Raw genomic sequence first — 25,739 nt, 5'->3', positions numbered from 1 at the left:
CACCACCTGCAACGCCCGCAGCCCGGTAACGCAGCCCACCCACCCCATCACGCAAGGCAAGACAGATATGACTTCCCCTACCTCTTCCCAGCCCGCACAACTGACTGATGCCGGGCGTTATGCCATTCAGGCGGCCCGCACGGCCGCCAGCCACCGCATGGAGATCGCCGCCGTGTTCATGAGCAAGCGCGTGCCCCAGGGCGGTGTGCTGTTTCGCATGAAGGTGCCGTCCACACCGGGCAGCAAGCCGATGTGGCTGCAGGTGGTGTGGCCGGGCTTTTTGCAGTTGGTGGATGCCCAGGGCTATGTGGTCAAGCAGGAGATTGCGGGCAACATGGCCAAGCACATGTCTATTGAAACGGCGATGCTGCGTGAGCGCCTGATGCCCGATGCGGTGCTGCTCAAAGGGGTGTTGCGCAGACCGCAGACGGCGGCTTTGAAGGTGACGTTTGACGGCAGTTGCGTGCTGCGGGTGTTTGATGCCCGCACGCGGGAGTTGATGGGGTTTTCTGAGCCGGGGGTGCCCGGTGTGCTGAGCCGCTTTTACACGGGCCTGAGCTTTCACGACCTGCTGCCCCGCATCCGCTAAGGCCACGCCATGAGCAATACACCGATTACGGCAGCCTTGCTGTGCGAGGCGCTGGGCTTTATCCCGGCGAGCCTGCCGCGTGATGAGTGGGCACGCGTGGGCATGGCGATCAAGAGCGAGTTTCCGGACGATACGGGCTGGCACTTGTTCAAGGACTGGAGCGCCAGGGATGCAGCGGGGTTTGATGAAAGCTCGGTGCTGAGTACGTGGCGCAGCATCAAGGCCGGTGGCGGGGTGGGTGTCTCGACCCTGCTGTATCTGGCCAAGCAGCACGGCTTCAAGCTGCCCCGCCGCCAGCGTGGCCCGCATGTGGCCCCGCACAAGGCCGGGCCACGGGCCAGCGATGCCGAGCAGCAGGCCCAGCGCCAGGCCGAACATGCCGCTGCAGCCCAGCAGGCCGTGGCCCTGTGGGATGCGGCCAGCACCACGGGCCACAGCCCCTATTTGCTGCGCAAGGGGGTGCAAGGTTTTGGGGTGCGCCATGCCGCCGATGGCTGGCTGCTGGTGCCCCTGCGTGATGACCAGGGCACGCTGTGGAATGTGCAGCGTATTGCCCCGCAGCGCCCCGACAAGGGGCCGGACAAGTTGTTTTTGAAGGGCGGGCGCAAGTCGGGCCTGTGGCACATGGTGGGCGGTGCCGAAGGTGCCAGCACCGTGCTGCTGGCCGAGGGCTACGCCACCGCCGCCAGCCTGCGGCAAGCCACGGGCCTGCCGGTGGCCGTGGCGTTTGATGCGGGCAATCTGCTGCATGTGGCCAGGGCGCTGCACGCCCAGTTGCCCAGCGCCTTGCTGGTGGTGTGTGGCGATGACGATGCCGCCACGGCCCAGCGTGTGGGCCGCAACACGGGCCGCGCCAAGGCCGAGGCAGCCGCCCAGGCCGTGCAGGGGGCGGTGGTGTTCCCCGTTGATCTGCCCGAGGGCGGCAGTGACTTCAACGACATGCACAAGGCCCATGGTTTGCAGGCCGTGAAAGACTGCGTGCTGGCCGCGATCGAGGCGCACCAGCAGCAGGCCAGCAGCCACAAGGAACACCCCGAGCCAGATCCAGACGATGCCCCGGCACCAGGGGAGGAACCCTTCAGCCAGACGGCCTATGGCGTGTGGTTTCACGGCCGCGACAAAGACGGCAACCCCACCCGCCCGCTGTGGCTGTGCAGCCCTTTGCAGGTGGAGGCGCTGACGCGCAACCAGGAGGGGCTGGGATGGGGCTATCTGCTGACGTTTGCCGACCCGCTGGGCAAGCCCAAGCAGTGGGCCATGCCCGCCCGGATGCTCAGTGGTGATGGCGGCGAGTACCGGGCGATGCTGCTGAACATGGGCCTGCGCATTGCCACGGCACCGAATGCACGCAGCCGTTTGACCGAGTACATCCAGACCCGCAAGCCGGGTGCGTTTGCCAGTTGCACCGACCGCATCGGCTGGCATGGCCATGCGTTTGTGCTGCCCCATGAAACGATTGGCGATGAGGTGGAGCGCATCGTGTTCCAGTCGGATGCGGTGGTGGAGAACACGTTCCGCATCCGCCATGGCGTGCAGGACTGGGTGCAGCGGATTGGCCGCCTGTGTGCGGGCAATAGCCGCATGGTGTTTGCCGTGTCGTGTGCGTTTGCGGGGCCGCTGCTGCGCCCTGCGGGCATGGAAAGCGGCGGGTTTCACCTGCGGGGTGGCAGCTCATCAGGCAAGACCACGGCGGCCAAGATTGCGGCCAGTGTGTTTGGAGGGCCGGACTATATGCAGCGCTGGCGCACCACGGACAACGCACTGGAGATTGTGGCCGCCCAGCACTGCGACAGCTTGCTGATTCTGGATGAGCTGTCGCAGGTGGACGGCAAGGTGGCGGGGGACTGTGCCTACATGCTGGCCAATGAGCAGAGCAAGAACCGGTCGGCCCGCAGTGGCGGTGCCATGGCCAAGGCCCGGCTGACGTGGCGGCTGCTGTTTTTAAGCACGGGGGAGCTGAGTTTGAGCGACCACATGGCCGAGGGCGGCAAGCGTTCACGCACCGGCCAGGATGTGCGGATGGCGGACATTCCCGCCGAGGCGGGCAAGGGCAGCGGGGCGTTTGAAAAGCTGCACGGGCAGGCCAATGCGTCGGAGCTTTCACAGCTGCTGGTGCGTGAGGCAGAGGTGTGCCACGGTGCTGTGGGCTATGCGTTTTTGCAGTGGGCCACGGCCAACGCCCCCACGCTGGGCCACCGCGTGCGTGAGGCGGTGAGCCTGCTGTCCAGCAGCTGGCTGCCTGCGAATGCCAGCGGGCAGGTGGCACGGGTGGCGGCACGCTTTGCCCTGGTGGGCATTGCCGGTGCCATGGCGACCGAGGCCGGGCTGACCGGCTGGGACGAAGGCGAGAGCGAGGACGGTGCCAAGGCCTGCTTTGATGCCTGGCTGGCGGCACGTGGTGGGTCTGGCAGTGGTGAGGTGACCGGCATGCTGCGGCAGGTGAGGCGCTTTCTGGAAGCCAACGGCGAGAGCCGCTTTACGTGGTGGCACCGTGCGACCGATGACCACAGCGTGAAGACGTTGAACCGGGCCGGTTTCAGGCGGCTGGTGGATGCCGAGGGCAAGCCTTTGAAGACCACGCAGAAGATGGGCGGCACCAACCTTTCAGTGAGCGACCAGCGCCTGTATGACGAGCTGGTTCCGGCCGTGAGCGGCGAAGACACCGAGGTGGAATTTTTTGTGCTGCCCGAGGTGTTCAGGTCGGAAATTTGCGAGGGCTACGACTACACGGCGGTGTGCAAAGCCTTGCTGGAGGCGGGTTGCCTCAAGCCCGGCAAAGGCCGCCCGTTTGACGACCGACAGCGCCTGCCGGGCATGGGCAATGCCCGCTGCTACCGCATCACATCGGCCATTTTCTCGGTGGAGGAAGGACAGTGAACAAGCCTTGTGCAAAGCCCGGTGTGCTGCCGGACAACCCCATTCGCCGCATGCGGCTTGCGGCCCGTTTGCTGCGTGGCCAGCACCGTGAGCTGGCCCAGTGGCTGGAGAGCGCGGTGCAGCAGCATGTGTACCAGGGCACGGACATGGACCACACCCTGGGCTTTGCAGGAACGCTGGGCCGTTCACCACGTTTTGATGTGCTGCGGGCACGGCGCAATCGCCTGCTGACACGGGCATTGGTGGTGCTGCACAACGATGTGCAGGCGCTGCACCGTGAGCTGCGGCGGTACGAAGAACGGGTGCCTGCGGCCCTGCGTGAGCGCGCCGAGCCTGACCCGAGCTGGCCCCTGGCCCGCCAGTTGATTCACCGCGCCTACCAGCAGGGCCTGGGTGTGCCCGGCACGCTGTTTGGGCTGCGTAAGGCGCTGCGGCACATTAGATAGCAACAGAGGCAGCGGCTGTTGAGTTGGGGCCTGTGCCGTGAGCATTGCTGCTGTCGATGTGGCTCAGAAAACGGAGGTTGAGATGGCCAGTTATGACAAGGAAAAGCTGCTGCGCATGATGGAAGAGAGGCGTCGCAGCTTTAGCGTGCAGCGTGATTTGAGCGACCGCATTCAGGATTGCCACAGGGACATTACCGCCAAGCAAGCGTATCTGCGCCGCTGCGCCTCCAGTTCAGGGGCGACGGACTACTTTGAAGACACGCTGGTGCAGCTTTCACTGGAAGACGCATTGGCGTTGCCGCAGGAAAGCGTGACCACCGTAAAGCGTGCGAAGTACGGCCTGCAAAGCACCACGTATGAACAACACTCCACCGGCATCAGCTTTGGCGATTGGCAAGAGCTGAACCATGAGCGCGCCCGCATGGAGCGCCTGCGGACGGAAATGGATCGCTACAGCAAGCTGCATGGCGAGCGCTTTGCATGCACGCAAAAACTGGTCGAGGCCGTCCAAGACTGGGGCTTTCGTGATCCTGCGGATGAACTGTGAGGTGCGCCATGAGCATTGAGAAAAGCATTCAAAAGCTGCGCGAGCAGATTCAGCAGCTCAAAGAAGAAATTGAGTGGGTGGCCGAGGCCCCTGTCACGCGTGAAGAGTGGAAAGAGCGTGTGGCAAGCTGGGTGGATGGCATGGCCGCCAAAGCAGATCGAACCAGCAGCGCCCTGCTCAGTTTGCGCTCCGCCAACCCGCTGACCGTGCGCGATGCTGACCTGCTTGCCATTCAAGCAAGCGTTGCACAGGTTGCAGGCATGACCACTGTCAGATCCATCGATTTTTCGATTGCGCCCCATCTGACCTGGTTGCTGGGCGATGCGATCAAAGCGTCCATGCTGGCCAAGGTGGAAGCCATGGACTACGTGCCCGGCCTGCCCCTGGCTGAGCGCCCAGCACGGCTGGCCCAGCTGAAACAGGATCTGCGTGCCCTGGAAGAAAAGGAAGAGGCGCTGATCTGTGAGGCCGAGGCCAACCACATGCCGATCTACCGCCGCTCTGACGCAGACCCTGCCGTGGTGCTGAACTACGACCCCAAGGGCACGATGAACGAGCCAGCATCCCGCAAGGTGTACGCAAGCAGCGCGCCACTGCCAGAAGCCAGCCCCGAGTTTGTGGCCCATCAGGCCGCACAAAGCATGGCAGCGGCCCAATACGACGCGATCAATGCCACGGCCCGCATGAACCAGCAAGTCGCGGCCTACGCCCAAGCGGTGAAAGCCACCGCCAAGTAATCCTCCCCCCCGCAGGTGAATGCATGAGCACCTGCGGATTCCCAAGGGTTGGGTAGAAGGGCTCCTCCGGGAGCCCTTTTTTTTGGCGTCAAGGAGCTGACACGACCCCATGCATCAAGGGCATAGCTCAAGGGGCCATACAACGAGAGCAAATGTGGAAAGCGCCTGCAGGGAACTCGCGCTGGGCAATGGCTTTGGCCTGATCGGTTGAAGACACGGCAAACCAACCTCCATCACGACCGAGTTCTTCAATCGGTTTCAACGAAGTGCCATGTGGCCTTGGAATATGCACGCATTCATCGCTATGCACCCTGCATGTGCGATGAGGCTTGTCGATGTTGAGAAGCATCCCTGTCACCTCCTTAAGGCGACAGTCTAAGTGCGGTCTTCTGGCTTTGGTGCTGCCCCTCACTTGTGAAAGCACGGCAGCGAAGACTGCCAAGCGCGTATACGAACACACTCAAACGCTTGGTGAGACTGCTGCACTTACCTCAATGTGATCCTCAAACCTTAAATTGCACAAAAAACATGCAAAAACTCCGATGAGCGGTAGTCTGAGGGCCGTTTTGTTCCCACGTTCCCAGTGCCAAAACGCTTGTTCCCACGGGGATGTGGGAACAAATTAATCATTACGCATCAATAACTTGCGAGTGTTTTTTGAGTTTGTTCCCAGTGTTCCCACGAAAAAACAGCAGCACCCCGAAGAAAGTTGGCGGTGCATGCATTCATTTGTGCGGTGACACTGGGCTGGCCATGCCGTTCTGGAGCGGTCCTGGCATGTTGCAGGCGCGGCCGTAAGGGCTGCCACAGGCATGTGAGTGCCGCTTACCAGCCGTCATATCAGAGCGGCCAAGCTGCTGAGATTGCGTGCCTCAAACGCCGATCTGCACAAAGAACAGGCAAAAACTCCGATAAACGGTAGTCTGAGGGCCGTTTTGTTCCCACGTTCCCAGTGCCAAAACGCTTGTTCCCACGGGGATGTGGGAACAAATTAATCATTACACATCAATAACTTGCGTGCGTTTTTTGAGTTTGTTCCCAGTGTTCCCACGAAAAAACGGCAGCACCCCGAAGAAAGTTGGCTGTGCATGCATCAGTTCGATGCTTGCAGGGTCTGGCCATGCCTTGCTGGGGCAGAGCAAACAGGCAACCGGTAGAGGTGGTCGCGGTGCCCCGGAGGGGGCGTGGCGAGAGCCTGCTGTGCGCGATATTTGCAGGCCACCTGCTGGATGCTGCACGGCTCCAGAAAGAACAGTCTCAGCCCTGCCTGGGCTGCGTGGCACTGCCATGGGCAGCGGGGTGAGCAGCAGCGTTTGCCATGCCCAAAACGAAAAACCATGGACGCGGGTAATTCGAGCCGCATTCAGCCAGTGTTCTGCCATGGCCCTAAGGGGGTTGTGTTGTACCCGGCCACGGGTCCTTACCGGCACTCCCCTGACGCGGGTAATTCGAGCCGCGTTGTCGGACTGTTGCGTGGGTTCCCTAAGGGGGTTAAGTGAAGATCGGCATGCCCAGAAGTGGGCCGGGGCAGTTGGGAATGGCCAGTAGGCCAAGGCAGGGGGGGTTAAGTTGGACCGAGTGCCAACAACAGGCCACCTTGCCAGCAATGAGCGCAAGGATTGCCCCTGGCACCCACCCTCCACGCGGCAAGTGCATGCAGTAACTGGAGGCCCGTCCTACAGAGGGAAATGCAGTAACTTTTCGGGCCAAAAGGCCCCCGGACAAAAGTTACTGTAAAAGTTACTGCATGATCGCGCGGATGCCCACGGACTTCTATGGACTTCTGTGGAAACAAAAAAGCCCTAAGTCGTTGAAAACTTAGGGCTTCATGACTCCAGCGGACTTCCGTGGAATGGTATTTGGTGGCCTGGGACGGGATCGAACCGCCGACACGCGGATTTTCAATCCGCTGCTCTACCAACTGAGCTACCGGGCCTTTACAACTTCAGAGCAGTCTGTCGTTGTGCCGAAGCCATGATTGTATGCGAACTTTTTGACCCCAAAATGAAAAACCGGATTTTTTTGAAAAAACTTATCCGCGGCGGCTGCGCCCCAGGTCCACGCCCAGCTGGCGCAACTTGCGGTACAGGTGGGTGCGTTCCAAACCGGTCTTTTCTGCCACGCGGGTCATGGAGCCGCCTTCACGCGCCAGGTGGAACTCGAAATACGCTTTTTCAAACCCATCGCGCGCTTCGCGCAAGGGACGGTCCAGGTCGAAGTCCTGGTGGGCACTGGGCATGGCATCCACCGCACGCAAGCCCAGGTGGGGGCGCACCATGGCCTCGCCAGCGCCCACATCGGCCACAGGGGTCACCCCTGCCAACACACCACCGGCCACCGGCGCTGCGGGCTTGGCGGCGAGTGCACTGGCGTTCTTTGCCAAGCCCTGTTCCACCGCCTTGAGCAGCTTCTGCATGGTGATGGGTTTTTCCAGGAACGACAACGCACCGATGCGCGTGGCCTCCACGGCCGTGTCGATGGTGGCGTGGCCACTCATCATGATCACAGGCATGGTCAACTGCCCGGATGCGGCCCACTCCTTGAGCAGTGACACACCATCGGTGTCGGGCATCCAGATATCCAGCAGCACCAGATCGAAGGCGCCTGCATTCCGGGCGGCACGCGCCTGTGTGGCGTTGGCCGCCAACTCAACACTGTGACCTTCATCATTGAGGATCTCCGACAGAAGATCTCTGATGCCCAGTTCGTCGTCCACCACCAGTATGTTTGCCATGGGTTCGAAAAGCTATGTGCTTACAGGTTTCAGGTTCACCGCCTCTCACGGTGCCTCGGTGTTTATGGGGACAAATGATAGCGACACTTGCGCGCCTTTCACCAAGCCCCCCTCCAAACGGTTTGTCAAATCAATCCGTGCGCCGTGTTCGTCGGCAATTTTCTTCACCACGGCCAGCCCCAATCCTGTGCCCCGCACCTTGGTCGTGACATAGGGTTCGAAGGCGCGCTGCAGGATGTGGGGCGCAAAGCCTGTGCCACTGTCGCAGATCGACAGACGCACGCGTTTGCTGCTTTCCACCCATTGCGTGGAAATTTCCACGGGCACGGGCGCCACACCCAGGGCCTGCGCCTGCTGCAGCGTCGCATCTTGCGCGTTTTGCAGCAGGTTGTGGATGACTTGGCGCAACTGCTGTGTGTCCCCGGCAATCCAGGGGCAGTGTGGATCCAGCTTGGCCTGGACCGACACCTCGGCATTCTCCTCACCATACAGCTGCAGCAACTCCAGCACCAGCGCGTTCAGGTCCAGGGGCTGCAACTCGGCCGCCGGCAGCCGAGCATAGTCGCGAAACTCGTTGACCAGCCGCAGCATCGCACCCACCTGGTCAACGATGGTCTTCACCGAGCGGTTGAGCAGGGCCTGGTCCGCCGGCTCGAGCTTGTCGTTGAGCTTCAGTGCCAGGCGCTCGGCCGACAGCTGGATGGGCGTGAGCGGGTTCTTGATTTCATGCGCCACGCGACGCGCCACCTCGGCCCAGGCCTTGGAACGCTGGGCCGACACGATTTCCGAAATATCGTCAAACACGATCAGGCGGCGCGACTGCGGCAATTCGGCGCCCCGCACCACCAGCGTCGTCTTGTCGTGCGGCACTTCGCCGCCTTGCGGGTCGGCATCCTGGTGGAACGGCAGCTCCAGCACCTGCTGCCAGCGGTCGCGCCCGGCATCGGCCCCACGGTCCCCCAGGAACAGCGCAAACTGCTCGCGCACCATGTCGGCCATCACCTGCAGACTGGGTACTTCGTCCAGCCGGCGCCCCATGTACACCGCCATCGGCATGCGCAGGATGCGCGTCGCGCTGGGATTGATAGACAGCACGTGCCAAGCATCGTCCAACACCAGCACACCGGACGTCAGGTTGTCCAGAATGGTCTGCAGGTTGGTGCGCGCCGCCTTGACCTCGCCCATGCTCTTGTCGACCGCCATGCGGGCATCCAGCAGTTGCTGCGTCATCAGGGCAAAGGAGCGCGTCAGCCCGCCCAGTTCGTCCTGGGTCTGCAGGGCCATCTTGGGCGTCAAGTCGCCGCGCGCCACATCGCGCACGCCCTGCGCCAGCACCAGCAGCGGCCGCGCCAGCTGATTGCCCAGCAGCACGGCCAGCAGCACCGCGCCAAACACCGCCAGGAACAGGCTCAGCGTCAGCGTGCCGATGTACATGCGCTGCAGCCCCTGCCGGGCCAGGGCGCGCTCCTGGTACTCGCGGTTGGCATCCTGTACCGCCAGGGCATTGGTCACCAGCGCGCTGGGCAAGGGAATGGAGGCCTGCAGAAAGCGTTGCTCCCCACGGAATTCCCAGCGCAGATTGGTCACCAGCGCCAGGGTTTTGACGTACACCGCCTGCACGTTGTCGCGCGCCTTGGTGGCGGCCACCTCGTCCAGGCCTTCGATGCTGGCCATGGGTTTCAGGCCGGCGCGCAGGCTGCGCAGCTGCTGCGCGCTGGGGCGCTCCGGCGCCAGCTCCAGCAGCGAGGTCCCGGCGCTGGCCACCGCCACGCCCGCGCTGTTCCAGAGGATGACGTCGGTCGCACCCAACTGCTCGCGGATGCGCTCCAGCACCAGGCCCGCTGCGGCATCCGGCACCTGGGCCAGTTGCTGGCTGGCCGAGCGGGTGTTGTTGGCCATGTCGTTCGCGATCGTCTCCAGCGTCACGCTGGCGAGGTTCACCCCAGCGCTCAGCGCCCCTTCCACCTTGACGTCAAACCAGCTCTCGATCGAGCGCGACACGAACTGGTAGGACACCACATAGATCAGCAAGCCGGGCACCACGCCCACCAGGGCAAAGATGGCGGCCAGCTTGAACAGCAGGCGGCTGCCGAACTTGCGCTGGCGCCAGCGCACGGCCAGGCGCACGCCCATCCACAGCAGCACCACCAGCAACGCCGCCGCCACCAGCACATTCAGCCCGAACAACCAGGCGTAATGCCGCTCGTACAGCTCCCGGTTGTTGGTCGCCTGCATCAGCAGGAACAGCAGGATCAGGCCGAGGGCACACATCACAGCACCGGCCACCCCCAGGGCCCAGCGGGTGGATTTGCGGCTCGCGGAAACGGAAGCGTCCATGGAGGACCTCATTGCAAAACGCCCAGGTCCACGCGCTCGGTGTGCGTGACCAGCAGGTTCCAGCCCGAACGGCCCAGGGCCCCGATCTGCAAGGGGCGCGGAAACTGCGAAATATCGATCCGGAAGCGCAGCTGCAGCACGGCCTCGCCCTGGCTGGGCAGCTCGGCCACCGGACCGATGTGCCAGCGCACGATGCGCTGCATGGCCTGCAGGGCTTCCTGCAAGCCCTCGAAGGAGCTGGACAGCGCCGCGCCAAAGCCCTGCCCCTCGAACGGTTGGCTGCCGGTGTACAGGCGCCAGCGCCGCGTCAGGGGCTGGTAGCTCAGGCGCATGTAGCGCTGGGCGCTGAGCAGCTCCTGGTCGCTCCAGTACCAGCGCTCGCGCACCATGTTCACCTCGGCCACGAAATGCACGGGAATGCCTTTGAGCAGCGCATCCAACACCAGCTCGGGCAGCGACCAGGGCAGGCTGGCCGTCAGCAGCAGGCTGCCCCCTTCGCGCTGCAACTGCACGGCCGATGGCACCGAGGCGTTGGCGGCCGACTCGCCCGACTGCGCCCAGGCCGCAGATGCGCTGGCCATCCCCGCCCCGGCAGCCAGCACGGCCAGCGCCAACGCACGGCGCTGCTGCCCGTGCGCAGGCAGGGCGTCAGGCGTGTTTTTGCAGCAGGGCGTAGAAGAAGCCGTCGTGGTCACCCGCGCCATTGTCCGGGAGCTGACCGGCCTGCGCCGGAATTCCCGGAATTAAATGCCCGGGAGACGCCAATAACTGCGCCTGGCTGTTGCGCGCAAGAAACGCTTGAATCTGCGCATCGCCCTCGGCCTTGAAGACCGAACAGGTGCAGTACAGCAGGCGCCCGCCGGCTTTAAGCAGAGGCCACAGCGCATCCAGGATCTGCGCCTGGATGGCTGCCAGTTGCGCCACATCGCTGTCCCGGCGCAGCCAGCGCACATCGGGGTGGCGGCGCACGATGCCGGAGGCGGTGCACGGTGCATCCAGCAAGATGGCGTCGAACAGCTGGCCACCGTTGGCCTGCTGCCACCATTGCGCGGGCTGGCCTGCATCGGCCACCAGCACCTTGGCATGGTCCTGCAAGCCGGTGCGTTGCAGGGTGTCGTGGATGCGGGCACTGCGCTCGGCATCCACCTCCAGGGCCGTCACCTGCAGGGGCGATGCCGCCCCGGCGAACTCCAGCAGATGGGCGGTCTTGCCGCCGGGGGCCGCGCAGGCGTCCAGCACCTGCAAGGGCTGGTCCAGATCCAGGCCCTGCAGCAGCAGCGGGGCCGCCAGCTGCGCCGCACCGTCCTGCACCGACACCACCCCTTCGGCAAACCCCGGCAGGGCCTGCACCGCCTGGGGCTGGGCCAGCTCCACGCCATCGGCGCCGAACACACGGCTATCGATATGTATAGCTGTCAGCGCTTGCTGGTATTGGGCTGGAGTGCTTTTTTGTCGATTCACCCGCAAGCTCATGGGCGCGTGCGCATTGTTGGCCTGCAGGATGCGCTGCCAGTCCTGCGGGTGATCGACCTTCAAGCGATCAATCCACCATTGCGGATGGTTCCAGCGTGCCACCGGGTCGCCGTCGGTGGCGGCCACCAGGGCATCACGCTCGCGCAGGAAACGGCGCAAGCAGGCATTCAGGAAGCCGGCCTGGCGCTGCAGGCTGCCGCGCTTGGCCGCCTCCACCGTCTGGTTGACCAGGGTGAAGGGCTCGTACGGGGCCTGTGCCGTGTCCCAGGCCAGGGCCAGGGCCGTGCACAGCAGGGCATCCACCTTGGCCGGTGGGGCCTTGGGTGCCAGCTGCTTGCGCAGCGCCTGGGCCCGTCCCAGCTGGCGCAGCACCTGGAACAACAGGGCCTGCACCCCGGGGCGCAAGCGGGCCGGGGCGGCCGCCACCGCGGCAGTGCCCGACTGGCCGGACAGGATCATCTGCAGGCCCTGGGCCACCAGCGCCAGCTGCTGCCACAAGGGAATGGGCGCCGCCGCCTGTGCGGCCGGGGCCGTGTCTGGAAAAATTTTTCGCGTCATGCCGTCTGCTGCATCAAAAGCGCAGCGTCTTGTTGAAAGCTGCGGCCAGGCTTCATGCCCAGGATGCGTGCCAGCACCCAGGCCGGGAATTGCCCGATCGCACGGTTGTAATCCTCCACGGCCGCATTGAACTGCGCCGTGCAGTGGCGCTGCACCACCATCAGTTGGCCCCAGTCCTGCGGGGCAGCGGGTGGCGCCTCTGCGCCCTCACCGCCCTGGGGCTCGGGGCACAGCTGCGCATAGGCCTGCCAGGCCACCTGCAGGCTTTGCCAGGCGCTGTCCAGCGCGGCAATCGCCTCGGGCCGCAGCGGGTGCTGGCGCGCCTGCTGCAGGGCCAGCTCCAGCAAATCGGCGCTGGGCAGCAGGGCGTGGCGGGCATGTTGGGCCGAGGCCTCGGCGCCCTCCCCCGCTTCGGCGCGCGCGCAGGTGCGCAGCCATTCCAGGGCAAGCACGAACTGTGCATCCAGTGCCGCGAAGGCACTCTTGCAGGTGGTGCGCAAGCGCTGCAGGCGCTTCCAGGCGCCCGCCACCCAAAACACGGTGATGGCCAGCGACAGCCATTCCAGCGACAAAATCCACATAGGCGCAGTGTAGCGAGGAGCAATAAAAACGCTCCCTACCCACCCGCAGGCAAGTAGGGAGCGTGGAGCTGGGCCTGGTCTCAGGCCACGCGTCGCTTAGGCAGCGCTGTCTTCGGCCGAAGCCTCGACATCACCTGCCATTTCAGCCGCTTCGGCTTCGGCGATGGCACGGCGCTCGGCGTCGTCCATGGCGTCCTTGGCCTTGCGTGCCTGGTGGTAGGCCAGGCCGGTACCGGCAGGGATCAGGCGACCCACGATCACGTTTTCCTTCAGGCCGCGCAGCTCGTCGCGCTTGCCCATGATCGCCGCTTCGGTCAGCACGCGGGTGGTTTCCTGGAAGGACGCCGCAGAGATGAACGAGTCGGTCGACAGCGAGGCCTTGGTGATACCCAGCAGCACGTTGGAGTACGTGGCAGGGATCTTGCCTTGGGCCTGCAGCGCTTCGTTGGTGTTGAGGATCTCGGAACGCTCCACCTGCTCGCCAGCGATGTAGGTGGACTCGCCGATGTTCTCGACCACCACGCGACGCAGCATCTGGCGAACGATCACCTCGATGTGCTTGTCGTTGATCTTCACGCCCTGCAGACGGTACACGTCCTGCACTTCGTCGACGATGTAGCGCGACAGTTCCTCGATGCCCAGCAGGCGCAGGATGTCTTGTGGGTCGGCGGGGCCGTCCACGATCAGTTCACCCTTGTTCACCACTTGGCCTTCGTGGACCAGGATGTTGCGCTCCTTGGGCACCAGCTCTTCCCAGACCTTGCCTTCCAGATCGGTGATCTGCAGGCGCACCTTGCCCTTGGTTTCCTTACCGAAGGACACGGTACCGGTCATCTCGGCCAGCGTGCCCTTGTCCTTGGGCGTACGGGCTTCGAACAGCTCGGCCACACGGGGCAGACCACCGGTAATGTCGCGGGTCTTCTGACCTTCGACGGGGATACGGGCCAGCACTTCGCCGGGGCCCACGTCCTGGCCGTCGCGCACCTGGATCAGCGCGCCCACCTGGAAGCCGATCGTCACCGAGTGGTCGGTGCCGGGGATCTTGACTTCCTGGTTGTTGGCGTCGATCAGCTTGACCTGGGGACGCACCACCTTGGCAGAACCGCGGCGCTTGGGGTCGATCACGACCAGGGTCGACAGACCGGTCACATCGTCCACCTGCTTGGCCACGGTCAGGCCTTCTTCCACGTTCTCGAATTTCACCTGGCCGGCGTATTCGGTAATGATGGGGCGGGTCAGCGGATCCCAGTTCGCCAGGATCGTGCCGGCCTTGATGGCCTGGTCGGCCTTGATCGTCAGGATGGCGCCGTAAGGCACCTTGTGACGCTCACGCTCGCGACCGTTGTCGCTGATGACGATTTCGCCGGAGCGGGAAATCACCACCAGTTCACCCTTGGTGTTGGTCACATAGCGCATCGTGGCGTTGAAGCCGATCGTGCCGTTGGACTTGGCTTCCACGCTCGAGGCGATGGCAGCGCGCGACGCGGCACCACCGATGTGGAAGGTACGCATGGTCAGCTGGGTACCGGGTTCACCGATGGACTGCGCAGCGATCACACCCACGGCTTCCCCCAGGTTCACCATGCCGCCGCGACCCAGGTCACGGCCATAGCAGGTGGCGCACAGGCCGTAGCGGGTTTCGCAGGTCAGCGCGGTGCGCACCTTGATCTCGTCCACGCCCTGGGCTTCCAGCTCTTCGATCAGGTCTTCGTTGAGCAGGGTGCCGGCAGGCAGCAGCACGGAACGGTTCTCGGGGTGCAGCACGTCTTCGGCGGTCGAGCGACCCAGCACGCGGTCGCGCAGGGATTCGATCACTTCACCGCCTTCGACGATGGCGCGCATCAGGTAGCCGTTGGAGGTGCCGCAGTCCTGTTCGGTCACGACCAGGTCTTGCGTCACGTCCACCAGACGACGCGTCAGGTAACCCGAGTTCGCGGTCTTCAACGCCGTGTCGGCCAGACCCTTACGGGCACCGTGGGTCGAGATGAAGTACTGCAGAACGTTCAGGCCTTCGCGGAAGTTCGCGGTGATGGGCGTCTCGATGATCGAGCCATCGGGCTTGGCCATCAGGCCACGCATACCGGCCAGCTGACGGATCTGGGCTGCGGAACCCCGGGCGCCGGAGTCAGCCATCATGTAGATGGCGTTGAACGACTCCTGGTCCACCTCGTTGCCGTGGCGGTCGATGGTCTTCTGGACCTTGAGCTGGTCCATCATCACCTTGGACACGTCGTCACCGGCCTTGCCCCAGATGTCCACCACCTTGTTGTAGCGCTCGCCGGAGGTCACCAGACCCGAGACGTACTGCTGCTCGATTTCCTTCACTTCGGACTCGGCGCGGGCCAGGATCTCGGCCTTTTGCGGAGGCACCAGCATGTCGTCGATGGACACCGAGAAGCCGGCGTGCGTCGACAGGCGGAAGCCGTTTTGCAGCAGCTTGTCGGCGAACACCACGGTGGCCTTCAGACCGCACTTGCGGAAGGAGGAGTTGATCAGCTTGGAGATCTCCTTCTTCTTCAGCGCCTTGTTCATGTGGCTGAACGGCAGGCCCTTGGGCAAGATCTCGGACAGCAGAGCACGGCCCACGGTGGTCTCCACCAGGCTCAGGCTCTTGACGAATTCGCCGGTTTCCTTGTCCTTGGTCCACTCGGGCAGGCGCACGCTGATCTTGGCGTGCAGCTCGACTTCACCAGCGTCCAGGGCGCGTTGCACTTCGTTGGTGTCCACGAACACCATGCCTTCGCCCTTGCCGTTGATCTTGTCGCGGGTCGCATGGTACAGACCCAGCACCACGTCCTGCGAAGGCACGATGGAGGGTTCGCCCGAAGCGGGGAACAGCACGTTGTTGGAGGCCAGCATCAGCGTGCGGGCTTCCATCTGCGCTTCCACGGACAGGGGCACGTGCACAGCCATCTGGTCACCGTCGAAGTCGGCGTTGAAGGCCGCGCAGACGAGGGGGTGCAGCTGGATGGCCTTGCCTTCGATCAGGATGGGCTCGAACGCCTGGATGCCCAAACGGTGCAGCGTAGGCGCACGGTTCAGCATCACGGGGTGTTCCTTGATGACCTCTTCCAGGATGTCCCAGACCACGGGGGTGCCGGATTCGACTTCCTTCTTTGCGGCCTTGATGGTCGTGGCAATGCCCATGGCCTCGAGGCGCGAGAAGATGAAGGGCTTGAACAGCTCAAGGGCCATCAGCTTGGGCAGACCGCACTGGTGCAGCTTGAGGTAAGGACCCACGGTGATCACGGAACGACCGGAGTAGTCCACGCGCTTGCCCAGCAAGTTCTGGCGGAAACGACCGCTCTTGCCCTTGATCATGTCGGCCAGCGACTTCAGGGCACGCTTGTTGGCGCCCGTCATGGCCTTGCCACGGCGACCGTTGTCCAGCAGCGAGTCCACGGCTTCCTGCAGCATGCGCTTTTCGTTGCGCGCGATGATTTCAGGGGCCTTCAGCTCCAGCAGGCGACGCAGACGCGAGTTGCGGTTGATGACGCGGCGGTACAGGTCGTTCAGGTCGGAGGTCGCGAAGCGGCCGCCGTCCAGCGGCACCAGAGGACGCAGGTCTGGAGGCAGCACGGGCAGCACTTCCAACACCATCCACTCGGGCTTGATACCGGACTTCTTGAACGCTTCCAGCAGCTTCAGGCGCTTGGCGTTCTTCTTGACCTTGACTTCGGAGCCAGTCAGGTCGCCACGCAGGCGCTCGATCTCGCTGTCGATGTCGATGGATTCCAGTAGGTCCTTGATACCTTCGGCGCCCATCTTGGCCGTGAATTCGTCGTAGCCGAACTCTTGCTGCTTGGCGTCGTAGTCGTCCTCGGACATGATGCTGAACTTCTTCAGCGGGGTCATGCCGGGGTCGGTCACCACGTATGCTTCAAAGTACAGCACGCGTTCGATGTCGCGCAGCGTCATGTCCAGCACCAGGCCCAGACGCGAAGGCAGCGACTTCAGGAACCAGATGTGGGCGCAGGGCGCGGCCAGGTCGATGTGACCCATGCGTTCGCGACGCACCTTGGTCTGGGTGACTTCCACGCCGCACTTTTCGCAGATCACACCGCGGTGCTTCAGGCGCTTGTACTTACCGCACAGGCATTCGTAGTCCTTGATGGGACCAAAAATCTTGGCGCAGAACAGGCCGTCGCGCTCGGGCTTGAACGTACGGTAGTTGATGGTCTCGGGCTTCTTCACCTCACCGAAAGACCAGGAACGAATTTTCTCGGGCGAAGCCATGCCGATCTTGATGGCATCGAAATGCTCATCCGGCGTGAATTGCTTGAACAGGTCGAGTAGCGATTTCATGTAACTCTTTCCCTTTTCACAAAATTTATAGCTGCCAGCGCTTGGAGTACAAGGATTTCAATATCGAAACCCTTGCAAACTCTTGATCAACAAGCGCTAGACGCTCACTTTCTTTAAGGCCTTAGGTACGTTCGAGTTCGATGTCCAGGCCCAGGGAACGAATTTCCTTGACCAGCACGTTGAACGATTCGGGCATACCGGCTTCGATCGCATGTTCGCCCTTCACGATGGATTCGTACACCTTGGTACGGCCCACCACGTCGTCGGACTTCACCGTCAGCATTTCCTGCAGCACGTAGGCGGCGCCGTAAGCTTCCAGCGCCCACACTTCCATTTCACCGAAACGCTGACCACCGAACTGGGCCTTACCGCCCAGAGGCTGTTGCGTCACCAGCGAGTAAGGACCGGTGGAACGCGCGTGCATCTTGTCGTCGACCAAGTGGTGCAGCTTCAGGTAGTGCATGTAGCCGATGGTCGTGGGACGCTCGAACTGCTCGCCGGTGCGGCCGTCGAACAGGTAGGCCTGGGTGCGGGTCTCGGTCAGGCCCTTGCGCGCCTTCAGATCGTCCGGATACGCCAGCTTCAGCATGTCCTTGATTTCCTGCTCGGAAGCACCGTCGAACACGGGGGTCGCGAACGGCACACCGGTCTTCAGGTTTTCGGCCATGTTCAGCACTTCGGCATCGCTCAGCTGCGACAGGTCTTCCTTGCGGCCACGCGAGTTGTAGACCTCTTCCAGGAAGGCGCGCACTTCGGCCACAGCGGCCTCGTCACGCAGCATGTCGCCGATGCGCTGGCCCAGGCCCTTGCCGGCCCAGCCCAAGTGCACTTCCAGCACCTGACCGATGTTCATACGCGAAGGCACGCCCAGCGGGTTCAGCACGATGTCGGCGGTGGTGCCGTCGGCCAGGTAAGGCATGTCTTCGACCGGAACGATCTTGGAGACCACACCCTTGTTACCGTGGCGGCCGGCCATCTTGTCACCAGGCTGCAGGCGGCGCTTGACGGCCAGGTAGACCTTGACCATCTTCAGCACGCCGGCGGGCAGCTCGTCGCCCTGGGTCAACTTCTTGCGCTTCTCTTCGAAGGCCAGGTCGAACTCGTGGCGGGTCTGCTCCAGGGAGTTCTTGATGGACTCCAGTTGGGCGGCCAGTTCGTCTTCCGCAGGGCGGATGTCGAACCAGTGGAACTTCTCCACGCTGTCCAGGTAGGCCTTGTCCAGCTTGGCGCCCTTGGCCAGCTTGTTGGGGCCACCGTTGGCGGTGCGGCCGATCAAGAGCTTCTCGATACGGTCGAAGGCGTCGGCTTCCACAATGCGCAGCTGGTCGTTCAGGTCCAGACGGAAGCGCTTCAGCTCATCATCAATGATCTGCTGGGCGCGCTTGTCACGCTGGATGCCTTCGCGGGTGAACACTTGCACATCGATCACGGTGCCGGACGAACCCTGGTCCACACGCAGCGAGGTGTCCTTCACGTCGGACGCCTTCTCGCCGAAGATGGCGCGCAGCAGCTTCTCTTCGGGCGTCAGCGTGGTTTCGCCCTTGGGCGTGACCTTGCCGACCAGCGTGTCGCCAGGCTGCACTTCGGCGCCGACGTAGATGATGCCGGACTCGTCCAGACGGTTCAGCTGCTGTTCCGACAGGTTCGGAATGTCGCGCGTGATTTCTTCGGCGCCCAGCTTGGTGTCACGGGCCATGACCACCAGTTCCTCGATGTGGATCGAGGTGTAGCGGTCTTCGGCCACCACACGTTCGGAGATCAGGATCGAGTCTTCGAAGTTGTAGCCGTTCCAGGGCATGAAGGCGATCAGCATGTTCTGACCAATTGCGATTTCGCCCAGGTCGGTCGATGCACCGTCGGCAATCACGTCACCCTTGGCCAGCACATCGCCGCGCTTGACCACGGGACGCTGGTGGATGTTGGTGTTCTGGTTGGAACGCTGGTACTTGATCAGGTTGTAGATGTCCACACCAACTTCACCGGCCACGGCTTCCGCGTCGTTCACGCGGATCACGATGCGGGTCGCATCCACGTAGTCAACGGTGCCGCCACGGCGGGCTGTCACCACGGTGCCGGAGTCGACCGCGGCCACGCGCTCGATACCGGTACCCACCATGGGCTTTTCGGGACGCAGCACAGGCACGGCCTGGCGCGACATGTTGGCACCCATCAACGCGCGGTTCGCGTCGTCGTGTTCCAGGAACGGAATCAGCGAGGCAGCCACCGACACGATCTGTGCGGGCGACACGTCCATGTACTGCACGCGCTCGGGCGACAGCAGGGTCGATTCACCCTTTTCACGCGCCGACACCAGCTCGCCCACCAGACGGCCTTCGGCGTCCAGCTCGGCGTTGGCCTGGGCGATGATGTACTTGCCTTCTTCGATGGCCGACAGGTAGTCGATTTCCATCGTGACCTTGCCATCCACCACACGGCGGTACGGAGTTTCGATGAAACCGTACTCGTTCAAGCGGGCGTACAGGGCCAGGGAGTTGATCAGACCAATGTTCGGACCTTCAGGCGTTTCGATCGGGCAGACGCGACCGTAGTGGGTCACGTGCACGTCACGCACTTCGAAGCCGGCACGTTCGCGGGTCAGACCACCTGGGCCCAGGGCGGAAACACGGCGCTTGTGCGTGATTTCGGCCAGGGGGTTGGTCTGGTCCATGAACTGCGACAGCTGCGAGGCACCGAAGAACTCCTTCAGGGCCGCAGAGATGGGCTTGGAGTTGATCAGGTCGTGGGGCATCAGCGGCTCTTGCTCGGCCTGACCCAGACGCTCCTTCACAGCCTTTTCGATACGTGCCAGGCCGGTGCGATACTGGTTCTCGGCCAGTTCGCCCACGCAACGCACTCGGCGGTTGCCCAGGTGGTCGATGTCGTCGACTTCGCCCTTGCCGTTGCGCAGGTCCACCAGCAGCTTGACCACGGCCAGGATGTCTTCGTTGGACAGCACCATGGCGCCGGTCGCACCGTCGCGACCCACGCGGGCGTTGAACTTCATGCGGCCCACGCGCGACAGGTCGTAGGTGTCAGCGTTGTAGAACAGGCGGTGGAACAGGGCCTGCACGGCGTCCTCGGTCGGAGGCTCGCCAGGACGCATCATGCGGTAGATGGCGACGCGGGCGGCGAACTCGTCCACGGTTTCGTCCGTGCGCAGGGTCTGCGAGATGTAGGCGCCCTGGTCCAGCTCGTTCGTGTAGATGCACTGCACGTCCTGGATGCCGGCGCTGCGCAGCTTCTTCAGCAGCGCTTCGGTCAGCTCTTCATTGGCCTTGGCGATGATTTCGCCGGTGTCAGGGTCAATGATGTTCTTGGCCAGCACACGGCCGATCAGGAAGTCTTCGGGCACGCTGACGTACTTGGTGCCGGACTGTTCCAGTTCGCGGGTGTGGCGCGCGGTGATGCGCTTGTCCTTGGCGACCACGACCTTGCCCGACTTGTCGGTGATGTCGAAACGCGCCACTTCGCCGCGCAGACGGTCGGCCACAAATTCCATTTGTGCGCCGCTGTCCATCAGACGGAAGTTGTCGTTGACGAAGAAGTGCGCCAGGATCTGCTCGGGGTTCATGCCGATGGCCTTCAGCAGGATCGACACGGGCATCTTGCGGCGACGGTCGACGCGGAAGTACAGCAGGTCCTTGGGGTCGAACTCGAAGTCCAGCCAGGAGCCGCGGTAAGGAATGATGCGCGCCGAGAACAGCAGCTTGCCGGAGCTGTGGGTCTTGCCCTTGTCGTGTTCGAAGAACACGCCAGGCGAGCGGTGCAGCTGGGACACGATCACACGTTCCGTGCCGTTGATGATGAACGAGCCCTTGTCGGTCATCAGGGGCACTTCGCCCATGTAGACCTCTTGCTCCTTCACTTCCTTGACCACCTTGGACTGGGCCGTGGAGGACTCGCGGTCGTAAATGATCAGTTGCACCTTGGCACGCACGGCCGAGGCGAAGGTCAGACCACGGGTCTGGCACTCACGCACGTCGAACGCAGGCTTGGCCAGGTTGTATTCAACAAACTTCATCTCCACAAAACCGTTGTGGGAGACGATGGGGAATGCCGATTCAAAGGCCGCTTGCAGGCCTTCCATCGTACGTTTCTTGGGGGCTACGTCTGCTTGCAGGAATGCGGTATAGGCATCTTTTTGCATCTGCAGCAGGTAAGGCACTTCGAGCACGCTGTCGCGGCTGCCGAAACTCTTGCGAATTCGCTTGCGTTCGGTGTAAGAATAGGCCATGAGATCTCCGGGCAAAGACATGAGTCCTGGGTCTGCGACGACACTGTCCAGCAAAAAGTCACACACTTTCACTGGCTTGGCGGTTGGCCACTACCAACCATGGCTGACGGCGATGCATTGCACATCGCCCGAACCAAGGCATCTTCTGCTGTCGGGTTGTCAGAAGACACTAGAAAAACTGTCAACAACAGGCTTTCTGGTGTGCTCTTAAATACCTTATCCACAAGCACCAAAGGCTGGAGTGCCTTTTCAGACACTCCAGCCCCAGGAATGGACTGAATTACTTCAGTTCAGCCTTAGCACCAGCTTCGGTCAGCTTCTTCACAGCAGCTTCAGCGTCAGCCTTAGGAGCGGCTTCCTTCACGACCTTAGGAGCGCCGTCCACCAGGTCCTTGGCTTCCTTCAGACCCAGACCGGTGATTTCGCGCACGGCCTTGATCACGGCAACCTTGTTGGAACCGGCTTCAGCCAGCACCACGTTGAACTCGGTCTTTTCTTCAGCAGCGGCAGCACCGGCGCCAGCGCCAGCAGCAGCAGGAGCGGCCATAGCGGCAGCGCTCACGCCAAACTTCTCTTCAATGGCCTTGACCAGGTCGTTCAGTTCCAGAACAGTCATGCTGTCCAGGGCGGTCAAGAATGCGTCTTTATCGAATGCCATGTTAATTTCCTAACAATTTGTTGGTTGTTTGTTGCCGCAATTAAGCTGCAGCGGCTTCTTCGGCGGCAGGTTGCTCTGCGCCTTCGCTCTTCTTTGCGGCCAGCGCGCCCAGCACCACGGCTGTACGCGACATAGGCGACATGAGCAAGCCACACACTTGGGCCAGCAAAACTTCCTTCGAGGGGATGTTTGCCAGCTGCTTCACGCCGTTCACGTCCAGGGCCTTGCCCGAAAACGCGCCACCGCGAATCACCAACTTGTCGTTGGTCTTCGCGAAGTCGGCCACCACCTTGGCGGCAGCCACTGCGTCTTCAGAGAAGCCATAGATCAGGGGACCAGTCATCTGGTCAGCCACCACTTCAAACGCGCTACCAGCCACAGCACGGCGTGCCAGGGTGTTCTTCAACACGCTCAGGCTCACACCCTTGCTGCGTGCATCGGAACGCAGTTTGGTCATGTCGGCGACCGTGATGCCACGGTATTCCGCGATCACAAGCGTTTGAGCTTTAGCGGCGAGGCTGGTCACTTCATTGATGACCGCTTCTTTCTCACTGCGATTCAGACTCAAGGTCTACTCCTTCAAATGCGCATACCCGGTTGCCCCGGTACGCGCGCTCTTGTTGCAGCGACCAACTGTTAGAGGGACATTCATCCATCTGCAGCGGGATCGCCATCTGCGCTGGAAGTATTAAGTGGCAAGCCACACCAGCGGTCTTGGATGACCTACGCCGCTGTAAACAGCGGCGTAGCCCACCACATCGGCTCGCTATTTCTAGCAAGCCGAATATTCTAGCAATTAAGCTGCGATGGATTGCGTGTCGACGCGAACACCCACACCCATGGTGGAGGAAACCGCCACCTTGCGCAGGTACAGGCCCTTGCTGGAAGCAGGCTTGGCCTTGTTCAAGGCATCGATCAGAGCAGCCAGGTTGCCTTGCAGCTTGTCGTTGTCGAACGAGCGACGGCCAATGGTCGAGTGGATGATACCGGCCTTGTCCACGCGAAACTGCACTTGACCTGCCTTGGCGTTCTTCACGGCCGTGGCAACATCAGGAGTCACAGTACCCACCTTGGGGTTGGGCATCAGGCCACGGGGACCCAGGATCTGGCCCAGCTGACCCACGATACGCATGGCATCGGGCGCAGCGATCACGATGTCAAAGGGCATGTCACCAGCCTTGACCATGGCAGCCAGGTCGTCCATGCCAACCACATCCGCACCAGCGGCCTTGGCTTCTTCAGCCTTGGCGCCTTGTGCAAACACGGCCACGCGGGTGGTCTTGCCAGTACCGTGAGGCAACACCACAGCACCGCGCACCACCTGGTCCGACTTCTTGGCATCCACGCCCAACTGCACGGCCACGTCGATGGATTCGTCGAACTTGGCAGTTGCAGCATCTTTCACCAGCGCCACGGCGTCAGCAAAGGCGTACAGCTTGGTGGAGTCCACCTTGCCCTGCAGGGCTTTTTGCTTCTTGGTCAACTTGGCCATTTTACAAACCCTCCACGATCACGCCCATCGAACGAGCAGAACCCGCCAGCGTGCGCACGGCGGCGTCAACGTCAGCAGCGTTCATGTCCTTCAGCTTGGTCTTGGCAATTTCTTCCAGCTGTTCGCGGGTGATCTTGCCGACCTTGGCCTTCAGAGGGTTCGAGGACCCCTTATCCAGCTTGATGGCCTTCTTGATCAGCACGGTGGCAGGAGGCGTCTTGATGACAAAAGTGAAGCTCTTGTCAGCAAACGCCGTGATCACCACAGGCAGAGGCAGACCGGGCTCAACACCTTGGGTCTGCGCATTGAATGCCTTGCAGAATTCCATGATGTTCAGACCACGCTGACCCAGCGCAGGACCGATTGGAGGGGATGGATTGGCCTTACCAGCTGGCACTTGCAGCTTGATGAAGCCGACGATTTTCTTCGCCATGTTTTAGCTCCTTACGGGTGATAGCGCCAAACGCACATGCATTTGGCTCCCCGGGGTTAAAGCCCCAATATTTCAATACGCGGGGCCATCAAACGTACCTCAGGTTTTTTCAACCTGAGAGAACTCCAGCTCCACGGGCGTCGAACGACCAAAAATGGCCACCGACACACGCAGACGATTTTTCTCGTAATTCACTTCTTCGACACTGCCGTTGAAGTCGGTGAACGGACCTTCCTTGACACGCACCAGCTCACCCACCATGAACTCCACCTTGTGGCGGGGTTTGTCGGAGCCCTCTTGCATTTGGTTCACAATTTTCTGAACTTCAGCTTCAGAAATCGGAGCAGGACGATTCTTTGCACCACCCACGAAACCGGTCACTTTGCTGGTGTGCTTCACCAAGTGCCACGTATCGTCTTCCATGACCATCTCTACGAAGACATAGCCAGGGAACAAGCGCCGCTCGGTTGTTTTGCGTTGACCGTTCTTCATCTCCACCACTTCTTCGGTAGGGACCAAGATACGACCAAACTTATCTTGCATGCCGGCACGCTGAATGCGCTCGGTGATGTTGCGCTCTACAGCCTTCTCCATGCCCGAGTAGGCATGGACAATGTACCAACGCAGATCCGGATTGACGGGAGCAGTCGCACCAGCCTCACCCGACACAGGTTCGATTGCATCAGTCATTAGCTTCTCCAGCCCAAAATGAGATCGTACAGAACCCATTCAAGCGTTTTATCTGTCAGCCACAGGAACAATGCCATGACCACCACAAACGCAAAAACGTAGGCGGTCATCTGCAAACTTTCCTTGCGAGTTGGCCACACTACTTTTTTGACTTCTTTCCAGGAATCTTTGCCAAAAGCAAGCAGTTGCTTACCCTGCTCAGACACAGAAAAAGTCGCAGCAGCAGCAATCAAGCCCGCCACGAGAACACCCCATTGAACCAATGGACCTTGCTGTGCCAGAAAATAGAACCCCGCCACAGCAGCGATCACCAAAAACAAAGCGCCAAACAGCTTGGCCTTGTCAGCACCCGTACTGACTGTTTCTACTTGCGATGTGGCCATATCTCACTTTATCTGTTGCGAATAATGTCGCCGCACAAGACACTTAAGCCCGCCAGTTCCTGGCGGGCTTAGCGTTACCACTACATCGTGGCAGGGGCAGTAGGAATCGAACCTACAACCTTCGGTTTTGGAGACCGACGCTCTGCCAATTGAGCTATACCCCTAAACCCTAATTACCTAATTAAGCGAGAACCTTAGCAACCACGCCGGCGCCCACGGTACGGCCACCTTCACGGATAGCGAAGCGCAGACCTTCTTCCATAGCGATAGGAGCGATCAGCTTCACAGTGATGGACACGTTGTCGCCAGGCATCACCATTTCCTTGCCTTCGGGCAGCTCGATGGAGCCAGTCACGTCCGTGGTACGGAAGTAGAACTGAGGACGGTAGTTGTTGAAGAAAGGCGTATGACGGCCACCTTCGTCCTTGGACAGCACGTACACCTCAGCGGTGAAGTGCGTGTGGGGCTTGATGGAGCCGGGCTTGCACAGCACTTGGCCGCGTTCCACGTCTTCACGCTTGGTGCCGCGCAGCAGCAGACCCACGTTGTCGCCAGCTTGACCTTGATCCAGCAGCTTGCGGAACATTTCCACGCCCGTGCAGGTGGTCTTCTGGGTGTCCTTGATACCGACGATTTCGATTTCTTCGCCGACCTTGATGATGCCG

At 61.9% G+C, this 25,739-nt stretch carries 19 protein-coding genes and 2 tRNA genes; 5 read left to right on the top strand and 16 right to left on the bottom strand.

Going from position 1 to position 25,739, the window contains the following annotated elements; all coding sequences use genetic code 11:
* Nucleotides 1-67: 67 nt before the first annotated feature.
* The 5 genes from FYM52_RS16700 to FYM52_RS16680 are packed head-to-tail and all read left to right on the top strand — an operon-like array spanning nt 68 to nt 5,196.
* Nucleotides 68-589, top strand: a complete 522-nt coding sequence (locus tag FYM52_RS16700; protein WP_154164914.1) for a hypothetical protein — start codon at nt 68-70, stop codon at nt 587-589.
* 9 nt (nt 590-598) lie between these two features.
* Nucleotides 599-3,466 (top strand): DUF927 domain-containing protein, encoded by a 2,868-nt coding sequence (locus tag FYM52_RS16695; protein WP_154164913.1) that lies wholly within the window; start codon nt 599-601, stop codon nt 3,464-3,466.
* Between the two features lie 50 nt (nt 3,467-3,516).
* Nucleotides 3,517-3,912 (top strand): hypothetical protein, encoded by a 396-nt coding sequence (locus FYM52_RS16690; protein ID WP_155895391.1) that lies wholly within the window; start codon nt 3,517-3,519, stop codon nt 3,910-3,912.
* Between the two features lie 37 nt (nt 3,913-3,949).
* Nucleotides 3,950-4,459, top strand: a complete 510-nt coding sequence (locus FYM52_RS16685; protein WP_154164912.1) for a hypothetical protein — start codon at nt 3,950-3,952, stop codon at nt 4,457-4,459.
* A gap of 8 nt (nt 4,460-4,467) precedes the next feature.
* Nucleotides 4,468-5,196 (top strand): hypothetical protein, encoded by a 729-nt coding sequence (locus tag FYM52_RS16680; RefSeq protein ID WP_154164911.1) that lies wholly within the window; start codon nt 4,468-4,470, stop codon nt 5,194-5,196.
* A 1,860-nt stretch (nt 5,197-7,056) separates the two neighbouring features.
* Here FYM52_RS16680 and FYM52_RS16675 read toward each other — a convergent pair.
* The 16 genes from FYM52_RS16675 to FYM52_RS16600 all read right to left on the bottom strand — a co-directional run.
* Nucleotides 7,057-7,132 (bottom strand) — tRNA-Phe (locus FYM52_RS16675).
* 96 nt (nt 7,133-7,228) lie between these two features.
* A complete protein-coding gene (locus FYM52_RS16670) occupies nt 7,229-7,930 on the bottom strand; it encodes a response regulator (RefSeq protein ID WP_154164910.1) in 702 nt (233 codons plus the stop codon).
* 45 nt (nt 7,931-7,975) lie between these two features.
* Complete coding sequence (locus tag FYM52_RS16665) at nt 7,976-10,267, bottom strand: ATP-binding protein (RefSeq protein WP_231499160.1); 2,292 nt, start codon at nt 10,265-10,267, stop codon at nt 7,976-7,978.
* 8 nt (nt 10,268-10,275) lie between these two features.
* Nucleotides 10,276-10,848 (bottom strand): DUF4390 domain-containing protein, encoded by a 573-nt coding sequence (locus FYM52_RS16660; RefSeq protein WP_238826249.1) that lies wholly within the window; start codon nt 10,846-10,848, stop codon nt 10,276-10,278.
* A gap of 67 nt (nt 10,849-10,915) precedes the next feature.
* On the bottom strand, nt 10,916-12,298 hold the full coding sequence (gene rsmB, locus FYM52_RS16655) for a 16S rRNA (cytosine(967)-C(5))-methyltransferase RsmB (protein ID WP_154164908.1): 1,383 nt from the start codon (nt 12,296-12,298) through the stop codon (nt 10,916-10,918).
* Nucleotides 12,295-12,879, bottom strand: a complete 585-nt coding sequence (locus FYM52_RS16650; protein WP_154164907.1) for a LemA protein — start codon at nt 12,877-12,879, stop codon at nt 12,295-12,297. Before FYM52_RS16650 ends, rsmB begins: the two co-directional genes overlap by 4 nt.
* Nucleotides 12,880-12,975: 96 nt before the next feature.
* Nucleotides 12,976-17,184, bottom strand: coding sequence for a DNA-directed RNA polymerase subunit beta' (gene rpoC / locus FYM52_RS16645; protein WP_154164906.1), 4,209 nt, complete (start codon nt 17,182-17,184; stop codon nt 12,976-12,978).
* 121 nt (nt 17,185-17,305) lie between these two features.
* The gene (rpoB, locus tag FYM52_RS16640; RefSeq protein ID WP_042413788.1) at nt 17,306-21,418 is read right to left on the bottom strand and encodes a DNA-directed RNA polymerase subunit beta; all 4,113 of its coding nucleotides are present in this window, start codon (nt 21,416-21,418) and stop codon (nt 17,306-17,308) included.
* A gap of 280 nt (nt 21,419-21,698) precedes the next feature.
* Nucleotides 21,699-22,076: a 50S ribosomal protein L7/L12 gene (rplL, locus tag FYM52_RS16635; RefSeq protein ID WP_042413790.1), complete on the bottom strand. Its 378-nt coding sequence runs from the start codon at nt 22,074-22,076 to the stop codon at nt 21,699-21,701.
* Between the two features lie 40 nt (nt 22,077-22,116).
* Nucleotides 22,117-22,644, bottom strand: coding sequence for a 50S ribosomal protein L10 (gene rplJ / locus FYM52_RS16630; RefSeq protein WP_042413794.1), 528 nt, complete (start codon nt 22,642-22,644; stop codon nt 22,117-22,119).
* A gap of 228 nt (nt 22,645-22,872) precedes the next feature.
* Complete coding sequence (rplA, locus tag FYM52_RS16625; RefSeq protein ID WP_042413797.1) at nt 22,873-23,568, bottom strand: 50S ribosomal protein L1; 696 nt, start codon at nt 23,566-23,568, stop codon at nt 22,873-22,875.
* A gap of 1 nt (nt 23,569) precedes the next feature.
* Complete coding sequence (rplK, locus tag FYM52_RS16620; RefSeq protein WP_042413800.1) at nt 23,570-24,001, bottom strand: 50S ribosomal protein L11; 432 nt, start codon at nt 23,999-24,001, stop codon at nt 23,570-23,572.
* 99 nt (nt 24,002-24,100) lie between these two features.
* Nucleotides 24,101-24,691, bottom strand: a complete 591-nt coding sequence (nusG, locus tag FYM52_RS16615; RefSeq protein ID WP_042413802.1) for a transcription termination/antitermination protein NusG — start codon at nt 24,689-24,691, stop codon at nt 24,101-24,103.
* Complete coding sequence (gene secE, locus FYM52_RS16610; RefSeq protein WP_154164905.1) at nt 24,691-25,074, bottom strand: preprotein translocase subunit SecE; 384 nt, start codon at nt 25,072-25,074, stop codon at nt 24,691-24,693. Before secE ends, nusG begins: the two co-directional genes overlap by 1 nt.
* A gap of 88 nt (nt 25,075-25,162) precedes the next feature.
* A tRNA-Trp gene (locus FYM52_RS16605) sits at nt 25,163-25,238 on the bottom strand.
* Between the two features lie 17 nt (nt 25,239-25,255).
* The coding region (locus FYM52_RS16600; RefSeq protein ID WP_255446834.1) for an EF-Tu/IF-2/RF-3 family GTPase at nt 25,256-25,739 on the bottom strand (484 nt) is incomplete at its 5' end.

The sequence above is a fragment of the Comamonas sp. CAH-2 genome, from assembly GCF_009668305.1.
Classification (GTDB): Bacteria; Pseudomonadota; Gammaproteobacteria; order Burkholderiales; family Burkholderiaceae_C; genus Comamonas; species Comamonas aquatica.
The sequence above is the reverse complement of the archived record's forward strand: the minus strand, read 5'-3'. Positions and strand labels throughout refer to the sequence as shown.

Excerpts from the sequence above, each read along its gene's own strand:
- FYM52_RS16690 (WP_155895391.1), top strand. The coding sequence starts at position 3,517 with ATGCGGCTTGCGGCCCGTTTGCTGCGTGGCCAGCACCGTGAGCTGGCC.
- rplA (WP_042413797.1), bottom strand. The coding sequence starts at position 23,568 with ATGGCCAAGTTGACCAAGAAGCAAAAAGCCCTGCAGGGCAAGGTGGAC.
- FYM52_RS16700 (WP_154164914.1), top strand. The coding sequence starts at position 68 with ATGACTTCCCCTACCTCTTCCCAGCCCGCACAACTGACTGATGCCGGG.
- FYM52_RS16665 (WP_231499160.1), bottom strand. The coding sequence starts at position 10,267 with ATGGACGCTTCCGTTTCCGCGAGCCGCAAATCCACCCGCTGGGCCCTG.
- rplK (WP_042413800.1), bottom strand. The coding sequence starts at position 24,001 with ATGGCGAAGAAAATCGTCGGCTTCATCAAGCTGCAAGTGCCAGCTGGT.
- FYM52_RS16650 (WP_154164907.1), bottom strand. The coding sequence starts at position 12,879 with ATGTGGATTTTGTCGCTGGAATGGCTGTCGCTGGCCATCACCGTGTTT.
- secE (WP_154164905.1), bottom strand. The coding sequence starts at position 25,074 with ATGGCCACATCGCAAGTAGAAACAGTCAGTACGGGTGCTGACAAGGCC.
- FYM52_RS16670 (WP_154164910.1), bottom strand. The coding sequence starts at position 7,930 with ATGGCAAACATACTGGTGGTGGACGACGAACTGGGCATCAGAGATCTT.
- nusG (WP_042413802.1), bottom strand. The coding sequence starts at position 24,691 with ATGACTGATGCAATCGAACCTGTGTCGGGTGAGGCTGGTGCGACTGCT.
- rsmB (WP_154164908.1), bottom strand. The coding sequence starts at position 12,298 with ATGACGCGAAAAATTTTTCCAGACACGGCCCCGGCCGCACAGGCGGCG.
- rplL (WP_042413790.1), bottom strand. The coding sequence starts at position 22,076 with ATGGCATTCGATAAAGACGCATTCTTGACCGCCCTGGACAGCATGACT.
- FYM52_RS16660 (WP_238826249.1), bottom strand. The coding sequence starts at position 10,848 with ATGGCCAGCGCATCTGCGGCCTGGGCGCAGTCGGGCGAGTCGGCCGCC.
- FYM52_RS16695 (WP_154164913.1), top strand. The coding sequence starts at position 599 with ATGAGCAATACACCGATTACGGCAGCCTTGCTGTGCGAGGCGCTGGGC.
- rpoC (WP_154164906.1), bottom strand. The coding sequence starts at position 17,184 with ATGAAATCGCTACTCGACCTGTTCAAGCAATTCACGCCGGATGAGCAT.
- rpoB (WP_042413788.1), bottom strand. The coding sequence starts at position 21,418 with ATGGCCTATTCTTACACCGAACGCAAGCGAATTCGCAAGAGTTTCGGC.
- FYM52_RS16680 (WP_154164911.1), top strand. The coding sequence starts at position 4,468 with ATGAGCATTGAGAAAAGCATTCAAAAGCTGCGCGAGCAGATTCAGCAG.